Source organism: Capilliphycus salinus ALCB114379, from assembly GCF_047276495.1.
Taxonomy (GTDB): Bacteria; Cyanobacteriota; Cyanobacteriia; order Cyanobacteriales; family Microcoleaceae; genus Capilliphycus; species Capilliphycus salinus.
The window spans coordinates 2,131,530-2,149,042 of sequence record NZ_CP178543.1; the positions used below are offsets into that span (position 1 = coordinate 2,131,530).

Consider the following 17,513-nt stretch of genomic DNA (forward strand, 5'->3'; position numbering starts at 1 on the left):
TAACTTTTTGAATCCATTTGAATCAACTTTTCTTGCACTTCTCACATTCACAAAAGAACGATGACTAACCTACAAATGCCCAAACCTTTCGTCAAGAAAGGATTATCCTACAGTACCAAAGATTGGCAAAAAGGCTATCAATCTCAACCCAACGAATATGACTATCCGATAGAAGATATCGAAGGGGAAATTCCCTCCGAATTAGAAGGAACTCTGTATAGGAATGGCCCCGGTTTATTGGATATTAATGGTTATCCCCTGCATCATCCTTTTGATGGCGATGGGATGGTTTCAGCGATTCAATTTTCAAAAGGTCGCGCCCATTATCGCAACCGTTATGTGAGAACTCAGGGATTTGTTGAAGAACAACTTGCAGGAAAACCCCTCTATCGGGGCGTATTTGGCACTCAAAAACCGGGCGGTGTATTGGCGAATGCGTTTGATTTTCGTTTAAAAAATATTGCCAATACTCAGGTCATTTATTGGGGCGGTAAACTGTTGGCGTTGTGGGAAGCGGCAGAACCCCATCAACTCAATCCCCAAACCTTAGAAACGATTGGAATTGATTATTTAGATGGGATTTTAGAACCGGGCGATGCGTTTGCAGCCCATCCTTGTATCGACCCCCATTGTGAGTTAGACGGGGGAGAACAATGTCTGGTGAATTTCTCGATTAAACCCGGACTTTCTACCACATTTACTATTTATGAACTGAGTCCCCAAGGCAAACTTTTACGCAAACACGCCCATTCAGTACCCGGATTTGCCTTTGTTCACGATTTCGCCATTACCCCAAATTACTGTATTTTCTTCCAAAATCCAGTCAGTTTTAATCCTTTACCCTATCTGTTTGGATTTTGTGGGGCGGGAGAATGTGTGGAATTTAAACCCAAACAACCGACTCGGATATTAGTGATTCCTCGCAATCAAAAACAACAACCGGGAATTAAGTGTTTTGAAACTCACTCCGGGTTTGTTTTCCATCACGCCAACGCCTACGAACAAGGGGATAAAATTTGTGTGGATTCAATCTGTTATCAATCCCTTCCCGGTGTTGATCCCCAAGCCGATTTTCACGATACTGATTTTACCACATTAGATCCGGGGCAATTGTGGCATTTTGAGGTTAATTTAAAAACGGGTAAAGTCGAACGTCAACTTGTGGACAAGCGCTGCTGTGAGTTTCCCACCCTCAATCCCGAATGGATTGGACGTCCTTACCGGTATGTCTATGTTGGCGCCGCCCATGACCCGGAGGGAAATGCACCGTTACAGGGGGTTCTCAAGCTAGACTTCCAAACTGGTGAACGTCAACTCTGGAGTGCGGCGCCTTACGGCTTTTCCGGTGAACCCGTGTTTGTTCCCCATCCCAACGGCGTTAATGAAGATGATGGCTGGCTCTTGACATTGGTTTATGATTCGCGCTATCATCGCTCAGATATTGTGATTCACGATGCCAAAGATTTTAATAAAGGGCCAGTCGCCCAATTGCATCTCAAGCATCACATTCCCTACACTTTACACGGGACGTTCGCTCATATTTAAGCGTTGAATCTCCAATTCAGTCTTTAAGTTGTCTTCGCGCTGATCAGATTCCAGGCCTTTTCCCCAAGGGGAGGGCGTGGAATTTGAGTATATTTTGGGTAAATTGGGTGTTGGTTGATATCGAGAAATAGATCTGGCCTAATCTTCGTTGGTAATGCTACTGTAAAGTGTAATTCCGATTTGGTATTCACTCGGGTCGGTAGGGGGAATTTTCAGGGAAATCTCTATTTATTTGAATTTAACAATGCTTGAACAAGCGTCAACAGTGGATATTCGCTTTAGTATCGTCATCACCACTTACAATCGCTTGAATTTGTTAAAACGGGCGATAGACTCCGCCTTGAAACAAACGGTTCCTTGTGAAGTGGTGGTGGCTGATGATTGTTCCTCAGATGGAACTGAAGAATATGTTAGGGGTATGTGTCAATCTCAAGATAGCGATCGCCGTATAATATACCATAGAAATGATCGCAATCGGGGTCACTCTCAAACCATGAATCTAGCGGTGCGTCTGGCGTCGGGAGAGTGGATTAAACCCGTTGATGATGATGATTATCTCGCTCCGAATTGTCTCGAAGAAATGGCGCGAACGATTGCCATTCATCAAGCAACAATTACACCAAAAACTCACTCGAAAGCTGTCATTTGTTCGGCTCAATCGGCACAGGTTGACCCCGATGGACGAGAACTGAGTCGCACTCGAATTTTGGGGCCGGGAAAAGCATTTTATATTCCTCAAGAAGACATTCATTATGGAATGTTACTCGAACAAGTTCCGTTTGGTACTCCCGTACAAGTGGCTTATCGTCGAGATGCGTTTATTCAGTCGGGGGGTTGGGATTCGAGTTTTGATGTGAATTTTGATGATATTGATTCTTGGATTAAAATTGCTCAATTTGGAGATGCTATTTTTATTAATCGCTGTCTGGCTTACCGAACGATTTGGCCGGGAGCTTACAATCACAAGTTATCTCTAGAAACGCGACTGAAAACGAATATTTTAATCAAAGAAAAAATATATCCTCTGGTTCATCAAAAGCATCAAAATCGCCTTCCTGAGCTTGAACAAATTCGGAATTATTTAAAATTACATTGGGGATTGGTTGCCTTAAAAAAAGCTAAAATCTCTTTGGCTTTTCGGATGACTGATTCGGCTATTTTATCACAGAATGCTTGGAAAATATTGTTGTTAGCAATTGCCAGCAGACATCAAGATAAACTGCCGGAATTTATGTCTGTATTTGCCGTTAATATTTCCGATCTAAACCGTAATTTTACCGCCCTGAATTCCGATTTAAAAGCGGAGAGTTTAAAACCCCATCAACTTAAATCCAATCCAAAATTTGGCGGCGGTTTAATGGCAATTCAACGGCTTAAACTCTAGATTTTTATAACCGATATCTTGTTGAAAAACTGGGTTCAAATTGGGATGATTATTTTTCGATAAACCTACAGAAAACCGACTTGAATTGATTAAGACAGTTTCATTAAAACACTTGATTGATCAAAATGTTGAAAACAGCCAAAACCTTACTAACGACTTACTACGCCTATATGTTAGAATATCGGGCCGAACTTTTCTTATGGGCGTTGTCGGGTTCGTTGCCTTTTATTATCATGGGAATTTGGGTAAAAGCGGCCGAATCTCAAGAACTCGCCCTAGAACCTATTCAGTTTGCGCGTTATTTTCTCGCCGCTTTTTTAGTGAGACAATCTAACGTGGTTTGGGTCATTTGGGAGTTTGAACGAGAAGTTATTCAAGGCAAACTTTCACCCCGACTCTTGCAACCCATCGACCCGGTTTGGCATCATTTTTTCTCTCATATCTCCGAACGTTTTGCCCGATTTCCTTTTATTATCGGACTGGTCTTGCTATTTTTTACCCTTTATCCCGAAGCTTTTTGGCTACCCAGTTTGAGTACCGCTTTCATCTTTCTTTTTATTCTTTTAATCGCGTTTTGCTTGCGATTTTTAATTCAATATACTCTAGCCTTAGCTGCGTTTTGGACAGAACGGGCGTCCGCTTTAGAAGAACTTTGGTTTTTACCCTATTTATTCCTCTCTGGAGTCATCGCCCCTTTAGAAATGTTTCCCCCAATTTTGCGAGAAATTGTTCTTTGGACACCGTTCCCCTATCTCGTAAATTTTCCCGCTTCGGTGTTAGTCGGACTTCCTACGAATATTGGGCGAGGGTTATTGGTAATGTTCGGTTGGGGTGTGGTGATATTTATATTAAATCGTTGGTTGTGGCGAAAAGGACTGCGACAATATTCGGGAATGGGTGCGTGAATAAAGCTGCGTGAATAAAATTTAGCTAAACTTGATTTTCAACGTCAAGAATTCACCTCAAGTTTAACAAATAATCGCTATATTGTAATTTAAAAGAGATCTAACCCGCCTTAATTTTTGCAGTGTCAAAAACGGCATCAACAACTGTACTGAGGAATACCAAAACCATGATAGCCCTTTCTGACCATCAGCCCCTAACTCCAGAAGAATACCTCGAACTCGAAACTCAAAGCCCCATCAAACACGAATATATTGATGGAGAAGTCTACCCAATGGCGGGAACAACCGACACCCACAATACAATTGCGGGAAACTTCGCCACCCTAATTCGTAGCCACCTACGGGGAACGAACTGTCGTGTTTATTTTGCGGATATCAAAGCCCGTCTCGAAGAATGCAACTGTTTCTATTATCCCGATCTTTTGGTCACTTGCGACGCCCGAGATCAAGAAACTTCGACTTATAAACGCTTTCCTAAATTAATTGTTGAAGTGCTTTCTGGGAGTACCGAAGCTTTCGATAGAGGCGATAAATTCAACGACTACCAAACCTTAGACAGTTTGGAAGAATATGTTTTAGTAAATACCAAACATCAACGAGTAGAAATCTTCCAACGCCACGAACAAGGGGGATGGATTTTTAAAACCTACACCCCCACCGAAGGAACTTTTCTACTCCAAAGTTTGAATTTAACGGTGTCTTTGGCCGATCTTTACGAAGATGTCACCCTGGAGAAGGATTCGACGGAAACGCCAGAAGCCGAAATCTATCTAAAAATTGAGCAATCCAACTAAAAATTGAGCAATATTTATCACTGCAATGGGGGAAACTTCTCACTAGCGACAGAGGTCTATTTTGGCAAGTGACCGTCATAGTGCATAAGTGTCACAATTCCAGCTATATGTACTCTTGACAGATGCCCGTTCATCTGCACCTATGTACATTGATGGATGTCAGTTCATCTCAACTCCATACCAGTCTGATGAGTGAAGTGCTTGCCAAGTCTATTACACCAGAGTGCCAAACCCTCGAATCCTGGGTCGCTAGAGAAGTTGAACTCCAACTGGGGACACTTCCGAGCCAGATTACCCAGTCTATTGATAAAAATCAAGCGATCGCTTATGTTCTCAAATTTCTTCCGCCTATGGGAAAAAAAACTGAAACCGGATGGCATGATCCATCTGACAAAATGGGTAATATGCTGCAAGAATTAATTGCGGATGCGGCAACATTATCTTTAATTCGTTTAATGTCTGGTCATCGCACTTAAAACTTGATATTAAGAATGACATCAAATTCACAAGCGATCGCTTCGAGATCCGGTGAGATGACCCCGTTTCATCTGACTTATATTTTGGCACTTCTAAAAACAAGGGGCGCGAATTTCGCGCCCTAAATTGTATTTGGATTGCGGCAAATTAAACGGACTTTTGCAGGGGAAATCCTAAGGTTTCTCGCTGTTCTAAATACCGCCCAGCCACTCGTCGGGCTAAGTTGCGAATTCTGCCAATATAACGAGTTCGTTCGGTTACAGCAATCACGCCCCGAGCATCCAACAGGTTAAAGCTGTGAGAACATTTCAACACATAATCTAAACTCGGTAAAACTAATCCTTTGTCGATTAATTGTTCGGCTTCTTGTTCGTATAAACCAAACAAAGTAAACAGTAACTCGGGGTTGGACGCTTCAAAATTATAGGTACACTGTTCGACTTCGCCTTGAAGATGAATATCCCCATAATTAATCGTATCTGTCCAAGCAATTTTAGTCATGGCATCGACATCTTGAAGATACATTGCCAGTCTTTCCAGTCCGTAGGTAATTTCTATAGAAACCGGGCGACAATCGATTCCGCCACACTGTTGGAAATAGGTAAATTGAGTAATTTCCATTCCATCTAACCACACTTCCCAACCGACTCCCCAAGCGCCCAAAGTGGGAGATTCCCAGTTATCTTCGACAAACCGGACGTCGTGATCTTCGGGTTGAATTCCGAGCGATCGCAACGAGTCGAGATAGACTTCTTGAATGTTATCAGGCGATGGTTTAATTAGGACTTGATATTGATAATAATGTTGAAAGCGGTTAGGATTTTCGCCATAACGTCCATCGGTGGGACGGCGACAGGGTTCGATGTAGGCGACAGACCAGGGTTCGGGACCGATCGCCCGCAGGAAGGTATGGGGACTCATGGTTCCGGCGCCTTTTTCGGTGTCGTAGGGTTGGGCGATCAGACACCCGCGATCGCTCCAAAATTGATGTAAAGTGGCAATAACGGATTGAAAGTTCACTGGCTTGACTCTAGTTTAATTGTTTTTCTTTTCAATATGATAAGGGATTGGTTGACGTTTCATGTCTGAAAATATCGGAAATTTAGCCGATTCAAACGGGGGCGATCGCGATCATTTTATTTTTGGCTAAAATTAGACTAATTTGTGGGTTCGGATTTTCAAAAAATGACTGTTCAAACACAGAACCGCCTAACACTGGAAGAATTTTTAGGTCTACCTCAAGATGATATCACCTATGAGTTCGTTGAGGGAGAAGCTCAAGCTAAAATGTCACCGAAATATTTTCATTCCTCACTAACCGGTCTTTTGTTTATTTTACTTCAGCGCTGGAGTCAAAATCGAGGTCGAATCGCGATTGAGTGGTCGGTGAAGTTGAAACGTCAGGAAAAAGACTGGGTTCCGGTGCCGGATTTACTGTATATTTCCTACGATCGCTTAAATGCGGATTGGATAGATAATGTTGCTTGTCCGGTGCCACCGGAATTAGCGATTGAAATTATTTCGCCCGAACAAAGTTTTGGAAAGATGAGCGAGAAAGCGGTTGATTATATTAAAGCGGGGGTTTTAAGGGTTTGGGTGATCGATCCTCAAGATAAAAGTATTACGATTTTTTATCCCGATGCACCCCCGGAAATCAAGCGAGGAACTGCACCCATTGTTGACTCAATTTTTCAGGGGTTAGAACTGACCCCCGAACAACTTTTTCAACAAGCGGGTATTCCTTAAGCTGTAAAGGGTTATTTTTTCGGAGGAGAAACGCCGGTTAACTTATACAAATTCTGCACTTCAATTGCAGTTAAATCGCGCCATAGACCGGGTTGTAATCCCTGTAAACGGAAATCGGCGATCGCCACTCGAACTAATCTCAAAGTAGGAAATCCGACCGCTGCGGTCATGCGACGCACTTGACGATTTCGACCTTCGGTAAGGGTGATTTCTAACCAAGCGGTGGGGACGGTTTTCCGAAAACGAATCGGGGGATCGCGAGGGGGTAAAGCGGGTTCTGTGGGGAGTAATTCCACTTGAGCGCTGCGAGTTTGATAGTCTTTGATATTCACACCCGATCGCAGAGCATTTAAGGCGGTTTCATCCGGTATGCGTTCCACCTGAACCCAGTAAGTTCGAGGGTGATTAAATTGGCGATGACTCAAGCGATGTTGAATTTTTCCGTGATTGGTGAGAAGCAATAATCCCTCACTATCTCGGTCTAACCGTCCGACGGGATAAACCCCAGGAATCGGGATAAAATCTTTCAGCGTTTTTCGGAGGGGAGTTGTCCGATCGTTATCGGTAAATTGACATAAAACGTCATAGGGTTTATAAAACAAAATGTATCGCTCAGACATATTTTTCAAAAAAATAGTGGACGGGGAAAAGGGGAATAAATTGCACGGGAGTGGACGAAATCCGATCTGTCCCAATAATCAACGATTTTGAGAAATTGAATTCAATGATCTTTTAAGGTTCATATTGTATATAGAGATACCAGAAATTGTCTTAAATGAAAAGTTAGATTCTATTCATTCCGGATTTGATCTCATCGTTGTCGATCCAATGCTAGTAGAGATTTTATGGAGGATTAGGCTTTCAATTCCGATGGGGGGCTGTCCGTAAGGATGTCTCAAGCAAACCTCAGCCAAATGACCATCAGGACATCAAAGTGATCTCCTCGGTCAGGTTGGGAGGTTCCAGTTGAGGAACCTATACAGCTTGAATTTCTTCCATAAAATAACCAGGGTAAGGTAATAGTTAAGTACAAAGCTATTCGCAAAACACAAGAACTACCGTACAAATCTTACGAAACTCTACAGGCTGAATCAGTGCCTAAGTTTCTTTTATTGGCTGATATTCGATTGAAGCAAGGGAGATAGAACGATGTTTTTTCGCAATAAGATACACACCACGCCTTGTGAATCTCAACCCGTTACGATCCTGGGAGAAGGAATTGTTTCTGAAGAAATTAAACCTTATCGTCAAGGTCGAGTGAAATTTCGAGGAACTTGGTGGAATGCTCGCTGTGTGACCAATGTGACCGTCAGACCGGGAACTGTTGTTGAGATTGTCAAGAAAGAAAATATTACTTTGTTTGTTGTACCCGCACCTTTTGAGTAAATATACAGGTGAGCGCAGCATCAAATTAAGCTCTTAATTGAACGTTCTTACCGAGTTCCATCAGGCGCATCTTCTTGTTGAGAGGATGCGATTTTTTTTGTCTGGGATAATGGTCTGTTTGGGTTGGCTCGCCCGGTGCAGACCGATTAATAGGTCTATTTTCTTAGTCGTTGCTCTGTTTTGAAGAACAAATTTAAGCTTTTCTGAAAATTATGCTAAAGTACCGCTTACTTCTGTTGTAGAATGAGAAGATAGAGAGAATTTTACCGTCGAGTTTATAGCTGTCGGAGCGGAATTTCAACGATCAACTCTGTTCCTTCATTGGGAGTAGAAATACAACTTAATTGACCTTGGTGACGGTCAACGACAATTTGATAACTAATCGCCAAACCCAATCCGGTTCCTTTCCCGACGGGTTTAGTGGTGAAAAAGGGATCAAAGATTTGTTTTTGTACTTTTTCACTCATTCCCAAACCATTATCGGCGATTTTAATCTTAATCTTTTGATCGGTTGTGACTTCGGTGGTGATGGTAATTTGACTTTGATCACAACCGGTTTCTTTTCTCTTTTGTTGCAAAGCGTCTATCGCATTGGAGAGAATATTCATAAACACCTGATTGAGTTGTCCGGGATAACATTCGATGGTCGGTAAATCCCCGTAATTTTTGATCACTTCTATCGCCGGTTCATCGGGTTTTGCTTTCAAACGATTGTGTAAAATCATTAAAGTGGAATCTATTCCTTCGTGAATATTAACTGATTTGACTTCCGCTTCATCCAGACGGGAAAAATTCCGCAAGGACTCAACAATTTCTCGAATTCGATTAGCGCCCATCTCCATCGAATTTAACAATTTCGGGAAGTCTTCGAGTAAAAAGTCTAGTTCGACTTCTTCGATCAAATCTTGTACCGCTTCTGCGGGTGCGGGATAATATTGCTGATAGGTTTTAATGACTTCTAACAAATCTTCGGCGTATTCTTGAGCGTGAGTGATGTTCCCAAAAATAAAGTTAACCGGGTTATTAATTTCGTGAGCAACTCCCGCCACTAATTGACCGAGACTCGACATTTTTTCCGTTTGAATGAGTTGGGTTTGAGTCCGTTGAAGTTCTTCTAAAGTTTTAGCTAAACACTGATTGTTTTCATGTAATTCTTGAGTCCGTTGCTGTACTTTTTGTTCGAGGGTTTGATTGGTGGCTTCGAGTTGAGATTTGGCGATCGCTAAATTGTCATAAAGTCGAGCATTTTCTAAAGAAATCGCCGCTTGAGTGGTGATTAATTCTAACAGTTGCAAACGTTCGGAAGTGAAAGCACCACGAACGAGATTATTTTCTAGATACAGAATCCCAATCAATTGACCTTGCTTAGAAACGGGAGTACAAAGAATTGATTTCGGTTGCTGTTTGTTCATGTAAGGATCGCTAACCCAAAAGGGGTTATCCGTCGCTTCATCTAAGACTAAAGACTTTTGAGATCGCCAAACATAGTTAATTAAAGATTGAGGTAAATCTTGAGACAAATTCACCGGAATTAAAGGACGCTCAAATGAGTCCAGAGATTGATGAGTATCGGAGGTTGTATCCGTTGAGGAGGTGTGGGCGATCGCTTCGAGAATCAATTGATTATCTTTATCCAAAATTAAAGCACATTTTTGCGCCCCGGCATTTTCAATCGCTAATTGTACTAAAGTTGATAACAAACTATTCAGTTTGATTTTACTTGAAAGAGCATGAAACGCTTTAATAACGGTTGCTAAGTCCAGCAAACTATGAGTTCCGGTTCCAGAAGCGGAGGAGTGATTAACAGAGGTATTGGTCTTGGAAGTGGAGGAGTTGACCATATTATTATTATCCCGCTTAACTATCGGAGAAAGCAACTGTGAATAATCCCGTTCTAATTGTTTAATTTTAACCGCTGCTCCCCAACGAACATAACAATAGTAGGCTTCAATCATGTAAGTTTGAGCAAATCTTTCTCGACCTTGTTTTAAGCAAAATAGAGCCGCCTGTTCGTTGGCTAAAGCTTCTTGTTGAACCCATCCATGTTGTTTAGCTGCGGCTATGGCTCGGTCGTAATATTCTAAAGCGTCCCAATATTGCCCTTGAATTCGTGCTTGTTCTGCTAGAATTAATAAATAGGGAGCCTCAAAATTTTCCGGACAGTTTTCCGCCCAAATTTTCATTTGCTGTAGATTCGTTTGAATCCGACTTTGATGCTTTGGTTTCTGTTGCGATGAGGTTTGAGAATCCAGATGAGTTAAAATCAAAGATTCAAACAAATTAAGCTGTGCAATGGAGATAAAACCGGGAATATATTGAGTAAATTTATGAGCTTCTTCGAGGGAATCTTGAGCTTGATCGAATTTTCCCAACATGAATAAAGCTTGAGTTTTGAGAATTCGATAAAAGCCGACTCCCATAAAGGTTTTATTGTCCCTGCACAGCGAGAGATACTGATTTTCATTAAGAACCTCTTGTCCTAAAAGCTCTGTAATTCTTGCTTCTCCTAAGAATAATTTTACTCCTAAAATCAACCCCAAAACAATATTAGTGGCGAGTTGGTTGTTAATTTTCCGAGCAAATACTAAATACTCAGCCAGTTTTTGAATTAAACTTTCGAGATTGTTTTCACTGTAAAATAAAGTGACCGCTTGGTAAGCCAAAATATAACCGGAATATTGCAACTCTCCCGCTTCCAAACCCGCCTGACATCCCTCAGAAGTGACGCTAGAGATGGTGTTCATCGGTTTAACCCAATGATTAATCACAGCGACGAGAGCCGTACAATTTCGGCATTTGTAACCCCAATCTTGAAAGCGTTCGCTCAAAGCAATTGCTAACTGAACAAATTGATAACCCAGTTGATAGTTTTGGGATTTTAAAATCAGCAGGAGTCCATAGGTCGCATAACCGAAAGACGATTCTGAAATATGACCATATTTCCGGGAAATATTAACCATCTTGGTGACAATTAATGACCATAAATCCGGGTCGGTAAAATAGGCGGGGGGTTCGAGATTACTCAAAATTTTAATCGCGACTTTATATTCGGGCTGTTGGAGTTCGGGCTGGTCGATGAGTTCATAAATTTTGAGATTTTTTAAGCGATACTGAACCTCTATAAATTCTGCATCTAAAGCCGTCTTTATCTGAGATTTAGACAAATTAAATCCCAGAAGCTTTAAGGCGGTTGTTCCCACCCGAATCGCTTCTTGATATTGAGTTCTAAAGGTATGCTGAATGACTAATAAATTATAGATTTCCGCTTTTTCCACTACAGTTTTAACGTGAGATAAGGTTAAATAAATGAAGCGTTCAGCTTGCTCAAAGTTGCCATTCAAATATTCTAATTCTGCCCGTTCTTTATGGAGTTCAAAAGCCAGAGAATAATGAGATTGCCAACTGTCTTCTTCTAACAATTCTAGACCCAATCGGAGAAAATGAATCGCCGCCGCATAAGCGGTAGAAATTTTGGCTTTGCGTCCGGTAATTAGATTGAGTTTTGCCAGTTTATAACGTTCTGTTTTCTCTTGAATTAACCGTACACCTTGATTCAAATGATTGGTGATTTCAAAGATTTTTTCTTCCCGTTCAATGTCCTCAGCTTCTCTCCAGAGTAACCGTCCAATTTTTAAATGAGTTTCTTGCTTTTTCTCGGGTTCAATTAAACGATAAGCCGCCTGTTGCACGCGGTCATGGAGAAACTTATATCGAGGAATTTGTTGTTGAACCGTGAAATTTTCTGGAAGGGTTTCCGATTCATTTTCGGGAAAAAATTTGTACATTTCATCAACCGGAACAATTAATCCAGCTTTTAACGCACTCCACAGATAATTCGCCGTTTTATTGGTAGAATTTTGGGAAATAATCGCCAGAGTTTCCAGATCAAATAAGTTTCCAATGCAAGCGGCGAGTTTGAGAATATTTTGAGTTTCTAAGGGCAATCGTTGTAACTGAATTGTCATCAAATCTAACACATCAGAACTCAGGCTTAAACTCTCGACCTTAGCCCGATCCCACTGCCAATATCCGAGATCTAAATTGGGGAAAATAAACCCTTCTTGATGTAGTTCATTTAGAAATTGACGGCTAAAAAAAGGATTACCTTGCGTCTTTTGATAGACAACTTTAGTTAAAGAAGTGGCTTGGGTCAGGGAACATTTGAGAGCCTGAGCAACCCAACTCTTGAGGTGTTCAAATTCTAGGGGTTTCAAGCTCATATGATGGATATTAACTCCGGCATTGCACAGTTCATCAATGGTTAAAGTCAGCGGATGAGCCGGACTGACTTCATTGTTTCGGTAAGCCCCAATTACGAATAAATAACAAGTATCCGGATCGCTCATTAACAGTTGAATTAATTTCAGCGATGCTAAGTCAGCCCATTGTAAATCATCTAGAAAAATAACTAAGGGGTGATCGGCTGTGGTAAAGACTTGAGTAAACTTGCTAAATAGCAACTTAAAACGATTTTCTGCTGCGGTTGGTTCGAGGGTAGGGATGGGAGGTTGGGAACCAATTAATAGTTCTAACTCAGGAATTACATCGATAATGACTTGACCGCTTTCTCCCAAAGCAGAAAGAATGCTAGCTTTCCAGCGTTTAATTGAAATTTCGGTTTCGCTTAAGAGTTGTTGAATTAAAGTTTGAAAGGCTTGCACAAAAGCCGAAAAGGGAATATCTCGTTGAAATTGATCGAATTTTCCGCCAATAAAATATCCTCGTTGGCGAACTATAGGTTTATGAACTTCGTTAATGAGGGCCGATTTTCCCACTCCTGAACTGCCCCCGACTAACATCATTTCTCGACTGCCTTGAGCCGTTTGTTCAAAGATATTCAGCAAAATTTTAACTTCTTTTTCCCGCCCATAGAGTTTTTCAGGAATTAAAAACTGGGTGGACAGATCGTAAGTTCCCAACCGAAAATTAGGAATCTGATTATGGGCTTGCCACTGCTGTATACAAATATCTAAATCTTGCTTAATTCCGCTCCCACTTTGATAGCGATCTTCTGGCATTTTTGCCATTAATTTCAGAACAATATTGCTAACCATCTCGGGAATTTCAGGAATTCTATTTTTCGGAGAAACAGGTTCGCGGGCGATATGAGAGTGAATTAACTCCATCGGATCGTCACAAACAAAGGGAAGCTTTCCAGTCAGAAGTTCGTAAAACATTACCCCAAGCGAATAGAAATCGCTGCGATAATCAATTCCTCGGTTCATGCGTCCGGTTTGTTCGGGAGAAATGTAGGTCAGTGTACCTTCTATGGCTGAAATTCGATTAATTTCTGGGTTGATACGCGGAAGTTGTGAGGCGTTGGTGAAGTCGATCAGTTGAATTTTTCCGCTGACGGGCTGAATAATAACATTATGGGGTTTAATATCTTTATGAATAATCCGATTTTGATGAAGTTGTTCTAAAATTTCGGCCATTTGTCGGGCGATTTTGAGAAATTGATTCATCCCTTCTGCCGTTTCTCCTAAACCATTTTTGTTCTGTTTTTGGATCTGTTCGTGCAGGGAAATTCCTCCGAAGTCTTCCATGACCAAAGCGAGATACTGATCGACGTTTTCTAGTGCTAATATCCTCACCACTCCCGGAAGATGATGCAAATTTTTGAGCAGTGTATAAGCGTTACGATATTGAGCGATTTCGCTAAAACTCGGATAGGGATGACGGGGTAATTTGACGATCACAGACTTCCGATCCTTTTCTCGCCTGCCCCGATAAATCAAAGTACGAGAACTCGCATAAATTTGTTCGGAAAGACAATAGCCTACAATGGGTTTCATAGAGATACTTCGAGAGGTTGGTAATTGTTCTTAAGGCTTCAAAATTTCGATAACAATTAATTTATATGGATTTATTATCCGACTAAGCTGGTGGTTTTATTTTCAATTTGTAATATAAAAACTGCGGGTTAAGTCGATGTTTTAATTCCGTTTTTCAGAGGGCGATTTTAAAAGATCTGAATTTTTCCCGGTTGTTCCATATTGTGTATTTTTTAAAACCTTGTCCGTTTACAAATAAATTTTAACATTTAGATTTGGCTTTGAGTTTAATCTATTATGATAACACTGTTGAATGAGATGCTGCAATAAAGTCTACAACCCTTGTCAACCACGTGACTCACCCTTTACTCAATCTCAACTGAAGTCGAGAAGTGAATAAAAAATGAGTAACACAACTGAAGTAGGTGAAAACGGGTCATATGAGGGGTATGAAGCGACTAATGCAGCATTCGATCACTCTGGAGTATATCAAGCTGGCGATAGAGTTTGGAAAATTAAGGAAGCGTTAAGGAAATTATCTCTAACTTATCAATTCTGGGAATGGTACGACAGATAAATACTAAAAGTCAATGAAATTGAAAAAGACCTCAAAACCTACCGTCAGATTTTTGAGGAGATAGAAACTAAGTATTTCAACGTTAAAAATAAACTCACCGAAAGGAAACGGTCAAAATCTCTTCCTAATGACCGGGGTAAATTCTACTAAAAATTATCGGATTTAAACCCTTAAACTTATCAGTGCCAAAGCCGTTTTATCAAGATTTTTTCGAGATTTGACCGCCGCTCATTCTCAAAGAATTTACTGTAGCGTTCTTTGAGATCGCTCAAATGCAAATCATAATCAATTTTCCCTGCACCCATTCCCAAAGGTCTACCCATTCCCCGAGAAAAACAGTATTTTTCTTTTTCTCCTGTTTTACCAGTTTCCAGTTGTTGCGATTTATCGCTGCTGAGGCTAACTACCCACAACAATGCACCCAATTCAACATCGCTCAAATTTTAAAAGTGAATCTCAAAATAAATTAAATCCCCGGGGCAATGAGTTGAATTCAGCCGGTTTTATCCTCTTAAATTTTTGGATAATAGCCGGTTATTTTTCAACAAAAAAAACTGACGAAGGAGTGAGTTCCGATAAGTTTTTCCCGGCAACCGCTCGGTTATTGTTCGTGCCGTCACCCATGATTTTTGGGGATGGAAATTCAGAAGTTGAACCCGGACTATAAACAACTCCGCGAAACTTTAATTTGGCGTTTGAGCGAGATGGAGCCAAGTTGACCGGATATTTAATCGGGTAACTCGCGCCCCGATATTTGGCAGTAATTTTACTGTCTGCGGTTTCAACAGATGGGGACTTTTGTTCGTAAGAGTTACCCCGATATTTCAAGCTCATTGGCTTACCCTCCTGAAAATAACTTTGGAATCAATCTGCTTGATTAATTACAACAATAGAACGATAGGCTTGAGAATTCATTCACCTTTGATGCGGAATTGATAGCAGAGATTGCAAGAAAAAATCGCACAACTGTGCAACTTCAACTACCCGAAGTTATTCAAAAACCCGATCCGAATCCCATGCCGAAAGACGAGGAATATAACTCAATAATCTAACGGTTTAAAGTGCAAGAAAATATCAAACCGGGTTGCACCCCCTACTTGAAAAAACTCGGTTATGCTAGGTTCACCCCAACGGGTTAAGTATTTGTCCGAATCCCCATTTTTTCTATGTATTTAATCCTAACGTGGGTTGCAATTTCAGGCTCTTGCCTCGCAGCCCCAGCCTGTTTTTCCCTGGATGAAGTAGCCCAGTCCGCACCCCCGCCCGGTGTTACCATCCCCCCAACCGCACCCGACGCCGTTGAGCAAACAATTCCCAAACCCCCTAAACCCCCCCGTTTTCTGCCCGATGAAACCCCTTCGCCACCACCCGACCCAAAATTACAAACTCCCCCAACCCCAGAGTCACCCTCACCCATTCCCCCATCGGGTGCGCGTATCTTCATCCAGAAAATAGAAGTGCTAGGAAATACCGTCTTACAGAATGAAATCGCCCAACTCACCCAACCTTACGAGAACCGAGAAGTCACCTTTGAAGAGTTACTCGAACTTCGCTCCGCCATCACCCAAACCTACATTGAAAACGGTTACATCACCTCCGGGGCTTTTTTGCCCAATAACCAAGACCTCAGCGGCGGTATAGTCAAAATTCAGGTGGTAGAGGGCGAAATTGAACAAATTGAAATCACCGGCTTAAATCGACTGCGAGAAGGATACGTGAGATCACGCCTCCAACGGGTGACATCCGCACCCCTAAACCGACAACAATTAGAACAAGGATTACAACTGCTGCAACTCGATCCCCTCATCGAACAACTCAACGCCGAGTTAGCCGCAGGTAGCAGCCCGGGGAAGAACATTTTACGAGTCAGACTAAAAGAAGCACGCGCCTTTCACTCTGCACTTGCTGTAGAAAATGACCAATCTCCAAGCATCGGTTCGACCCAAGGCGGCGCAGAAATCAGCCACAATAACCTGTTAGGATTTGGCGATCGCCTCGGCGTCAAATACGGGCGCACCGAAGGGCTTGACCTCTACGACATTAACTATACCATCCCCGTCAACAGTCGCGACGGTACCGTTAGTTTTCGCTACAACAATGGCGATAACGAAATTATTGAAGAAGATTTCCGCGATATCGGTATCAGAAGCGAAACTCAAACCTATTCCCTCGCTTTTCGCCAACCCGTATTAAGAAGCCCAACCCGGGAATTTGCATTGGGTTTATCCCTGGACTTGCGCCGCAACCAAACCTACATCCTCGACGACATTCGCTTTTCTTTCACCGAAGGCCCAGAAGACGGGGAATCAAAAGTAACGGTGATTCGGTTTTCACAAGAATGGGTCGCGCGCGGCATCCGGCGGGTGTTGGCGGCCCGCTCCCAATTCAGTCTGGGGATAGATGCCTTTGATGCCACCGTTAACAACACGGGAACTGACGCGCGATTTTTTTCCTGGTTGGGACAGTTTCAGTGGGTGCAGCAGGTGTTGGCCCGAAATCTGTTAGTCGCACGAATTGACACTCAGCTTACCCCGGACTCTTTGCTGTCTTTGGAAGACTTTTATATCGGTGGAGTCGATACGGTTCGAGGCTACCGACAAAACCAACTGGTTGCTGATAACGGCATTTTGGGTTCTGTTGAACTTCGGGTTCCCCTAACGTCCGACCCCGAGGTGTTTCAGTTGGTGCCTTTTTTTGACATCGGTACAGTCTGGAACAATCGAGATCTTGACCCCGATCCATCTACAATTAGCGGTTTGGGAATGGGTTTGCGGTGGCAAATTTATCCCGATTTATTGTTGCGCCTAGATTATGGTATCTCGTTGGTAGAAGTTGATAACCAAGATGAGTCCCTACAAGATAAGGGACTTTATTTTTTGATACGTTACCAGCCGTTTTAAAGCTTCGTTTAAAATCCTGTTGTAA

13 protein-coding genes are annotated in these 17,513 nt (G+C 42.0%); 8 read left to right on the top strand and 5 right to left on the bottom strand.

Annotation, left to right across the window (positions count from 1 at the left end):
* Positions 1 to 60 precede the first annotated feature (60 nt).
* The 5 genes from ACL6C3_RS08765 (at position 61) to ACL6C3_RS08785 (ending at position 5,104) form a co-directional block, all read left to right on the top strand.
* Positions 61 to 1,545, top strand: a complete 1,485-nt coding sequence (locus ACL6C3_RS08765) for a carotenoid oxygenase family protein (protein ID WP_413166780.1) — start codon at positions 61 to 63, stop codon at positions 1,543 to 1,545.
* Between the two features lie 244 nt (positions 1,546 to 1,789).
* Positions 1,790 to 2,929 carry a glycosyltransferase family 2 protein gene (locus ACL6C3_RS08770; RefSeq protein ID WP_413166781.1) on the top strand — a complete coding sequence of 380 codons (1,140 nt, stop codon included), beginning with the start codon at positions 1,790 to 1,792 and terminating at the stop codon, positions 2,927 to 2,929.
* Positions 2,930 to 3,054: 125 nt separating this feature from the next.
* Positions 3,055 to 3,834, top strand: a complete 780-nt coding sequence (locus tag ACL6C3_RS08775) for an ABC transporter permease (RefSeq protein WP_413166782.1) — start codon at positions 3,055 to 3,057, stop codon at positions 3,832 to 3,834.
* A 167-nt stretch (positions 3,835 to 4,001) separates the two neighbouring features.
* Complete coding sequence (locus tag ACL6C3_RS08780) at positions 4,002 to 4,628, top strand: Uma2 family endonuclease (RefSeq protein WP_413166783.1); 627 nt, start codon at positions 4,002 to 4,004, stop codon at positions 4,626 to 4,628.
* A gap of 152 nt (positions 4,629 to 4,780) precedes the next feature.
* Positions 4,781 to 5,104 carry a hypothetical protein gene (locus tag ACL6C3_RS08785; RefSeq protein WP_413166784.1) on the top strand — a complete coding sequence of 108 codons (324 nt, stop codon included), beginning with the start codon at positions 4,781 to 4,783 and terminating at the stop codon, positions 5,102 to 5,104.
* 148 nt (positions 5,105 to 5,252) lie between these two features.
* On the opposite strand, the gene glyQ is transcribed toward ACL6C3_RS08785, so the two are convergent.
* A complete protein-coding gene (glyQ, locus tag ACL6C3_RS08790) occupies positions 5,253 to 6,125 on the bottom strand; it encodes a glycine--tRNA ligase subunit alpha (protein ID WP_413166785.1) in 873 nt (290 codons plus the stop codon).
* A gap of 165 nt (positions 6,126 to 6,290) precedes the next feature.
* Between glyQ and ACL6C3_RS08795 the strand changes: the two genes are divergently transcribed.
* Positions 6,291 to 6,851, top strand: a complete 561-nt coding sequence (locus tag ACL6C3_RS08795; RefSeq protein WP_413166786.1) for a Uma2 family endonuclease — start codon at positions 6,291 to 6,293, stop codon at positions 6,849 to 6,851.
* An 11-nt stretch (positions 6,852 to 6,862) separates the two neighbouring features.
* Here the strand turns inward: ACL6C3_RS08795 and ACL6C3_RS08800 are convergent, their stop codons facing one another.
* On the bottom strand, positions 6,863 to 7,471 hold the full coding sequence (locus ACL6C3_RS08800) for a pseudouridine synthase (protein WP_413166787.1): 609 nt from the start codon (positions 7,469 to 7,471) through the stop codon (positions 6,863 to 6,865).
* Between the two features lie 529 nt (positions 7,472 to 8,000).
* Between ACL6C3_RS08800 and ACL6C3_RS08805 the strand changes: the two genes are divergently transcribed.
* Entirely contained in the window at positions 8,001 to 8,237 is a 237-nt protein-coding gene (locus tag ACL6C3_RS08805) for an NfeD family protein (protein WP_413166788.1), read from the top strand.
* Between the two features lie 275 nt (positions 8,238 to 8,512).
* Here the strand turns inward: ACL6C3_RS08805 and ACL6C3_RS08810 are convergent, their stop codons facing one another.
* The 3 genes from ACL6C3_RS08810 to ACL6C3_RS08820 all read right to left on the bottom strand — a co-directional run bounded on the left by ACL6C3_RS08810 (position 8,513) and on the right by ACL6C3_RS08820 (position 15,422).
* Positions 8,513 to 14,032 (bottom strand): AAA family ATPase, encoded by a 5,520-nt coding sequence (locus tag ACL6C3_RS08810; RefSeq protein ID WP_413166789.1) that lies wholly within the window; start codon positions 14,030 to 14,032, stop codon positions 8,513 to 8,515.
* A gap of 735 nt (positions 14,033 to 14,767) precedes the next feature.
* Positions 14,768 to 15,028, bottom strand: coding sequence for a hypothetical protein (locus ACL6C3_RS08815; RefSeq protein WP_413166790.1), 261 nt, complete (start codon positions 15,026 to 15,028; stop codon positions 14,768 to 14,770).
* Positions 15,029 to 15,122: 94 nt separating this feature from the next.
* Positions 15,123 to 15,422, bottom strand: a complete 300-nt coding sequence (locus tag ACL6C3_RS08820; protein WP_413166791.1) for a DUF4278 domain-containing protein — start codon at positions 15,420 to 15,422, stop codon at positions 15,123 to 15,125.
* Between the two features lie 332 nt (positions 15,423 to 15,754).
* Between ACL6C3_RS08820 and ACL6C3_RS08825 the strand changes: the two genes are divergently transcribed.
* The gene (locus ACL6C3_RS08825; protein WP_413166792.1) at positions 15,755 to 17,488 is read left to right on the top strand and encodes a ShlB/FhaC/HecB family hemolysin secretion/activation protein; all 1,734 of its coding nucleotides are present in this window, start codon (positions 15,755 to 15,757) and stop codon (positions 17,486 to 17,488) included.
* Positions 17,489 to 17,513 lie beyond the last annotated feature (25 nt).

Bases quoted from the DNA above. Each gene is read 5' to 3' on its own strand.
- ACL6C3_RS08770 (WP_413166781.1), top strand. From the start codon at position 1,790: ATGCTTGAACAAGCGTCAACAGTGGATATTCGCTTTAGTATCGTCATC.
- ACL6C3_RS08825 (WP_413166792.1), top strand. From the start codon at position 15,755: ATGTATTTAATCCTAACGTGGGTTGCAATTTCAGGCTCTTGCCTCGCA.
- ACL6C3_RS08820 (WP_413166791.1), bottom strand. From the start codon at position 15,422: ATGAGCTTGAAATATCGGGGTAACTCTTACGAACAAAAGTCCCCATCT.
- ACL6C3_RS08775 (WP_413166782.1), top strand. From the start codon at position 3,055: ATGTTGAAAACAGCCAAAACCTTACTAACGACTTACTACGCCTATATG.
- ACL6C3_RS08780 (WP_413166783.1), top strand. From the start codon at position 4,002: ATGATAGCCCTTTCTGACCATCAGCCCCTAACTCCAGAAGAATACCTC.
- ACL6C3_RS08810 (WP_413166789.1), bottom strand. From the start codon at position 14,032: ATGAAACCCATTGTAGGCTATTGTCTTTCCGAACAAATTTATGCGAGT.
- ACL6C3_RS08765 (WP_413166780.1), top strand. From the start codon at position 61: ATGACTAACCTACAAATGCCCAAACCTTTCGTCAAGAAAGGATTATCC.
- ACL6C3_RS08800 (WP_413166787.1), bottom strand. From the start codon at position 7,471: ATGTCTGAGCGATACATTTTGTTTTATAAACCCTATGACGTTTTATGT.
- ACL6C3_RS08795 (WP_413166786.1), top strand. From the start codon at position 6,291: ATGACTGTTCAAACACAGAACCGCCTAACACTGGAAGAATTTTTAGGT.
- ACL6C3_RS08785 (WP_413166784.1), top strand. From the start codon at position 4,781: ATGGATGTCAGTTCATCTCAACTCCATACCAGTCTGATGAGTGAAGTG.
- ACL6C3_RS08805 (WP_413166788.1), top strand. From the start codon at position 8,001: ATGTTTTTTCGCAATAAGATACACACCACGCCTTGTGAATCTCAACCC.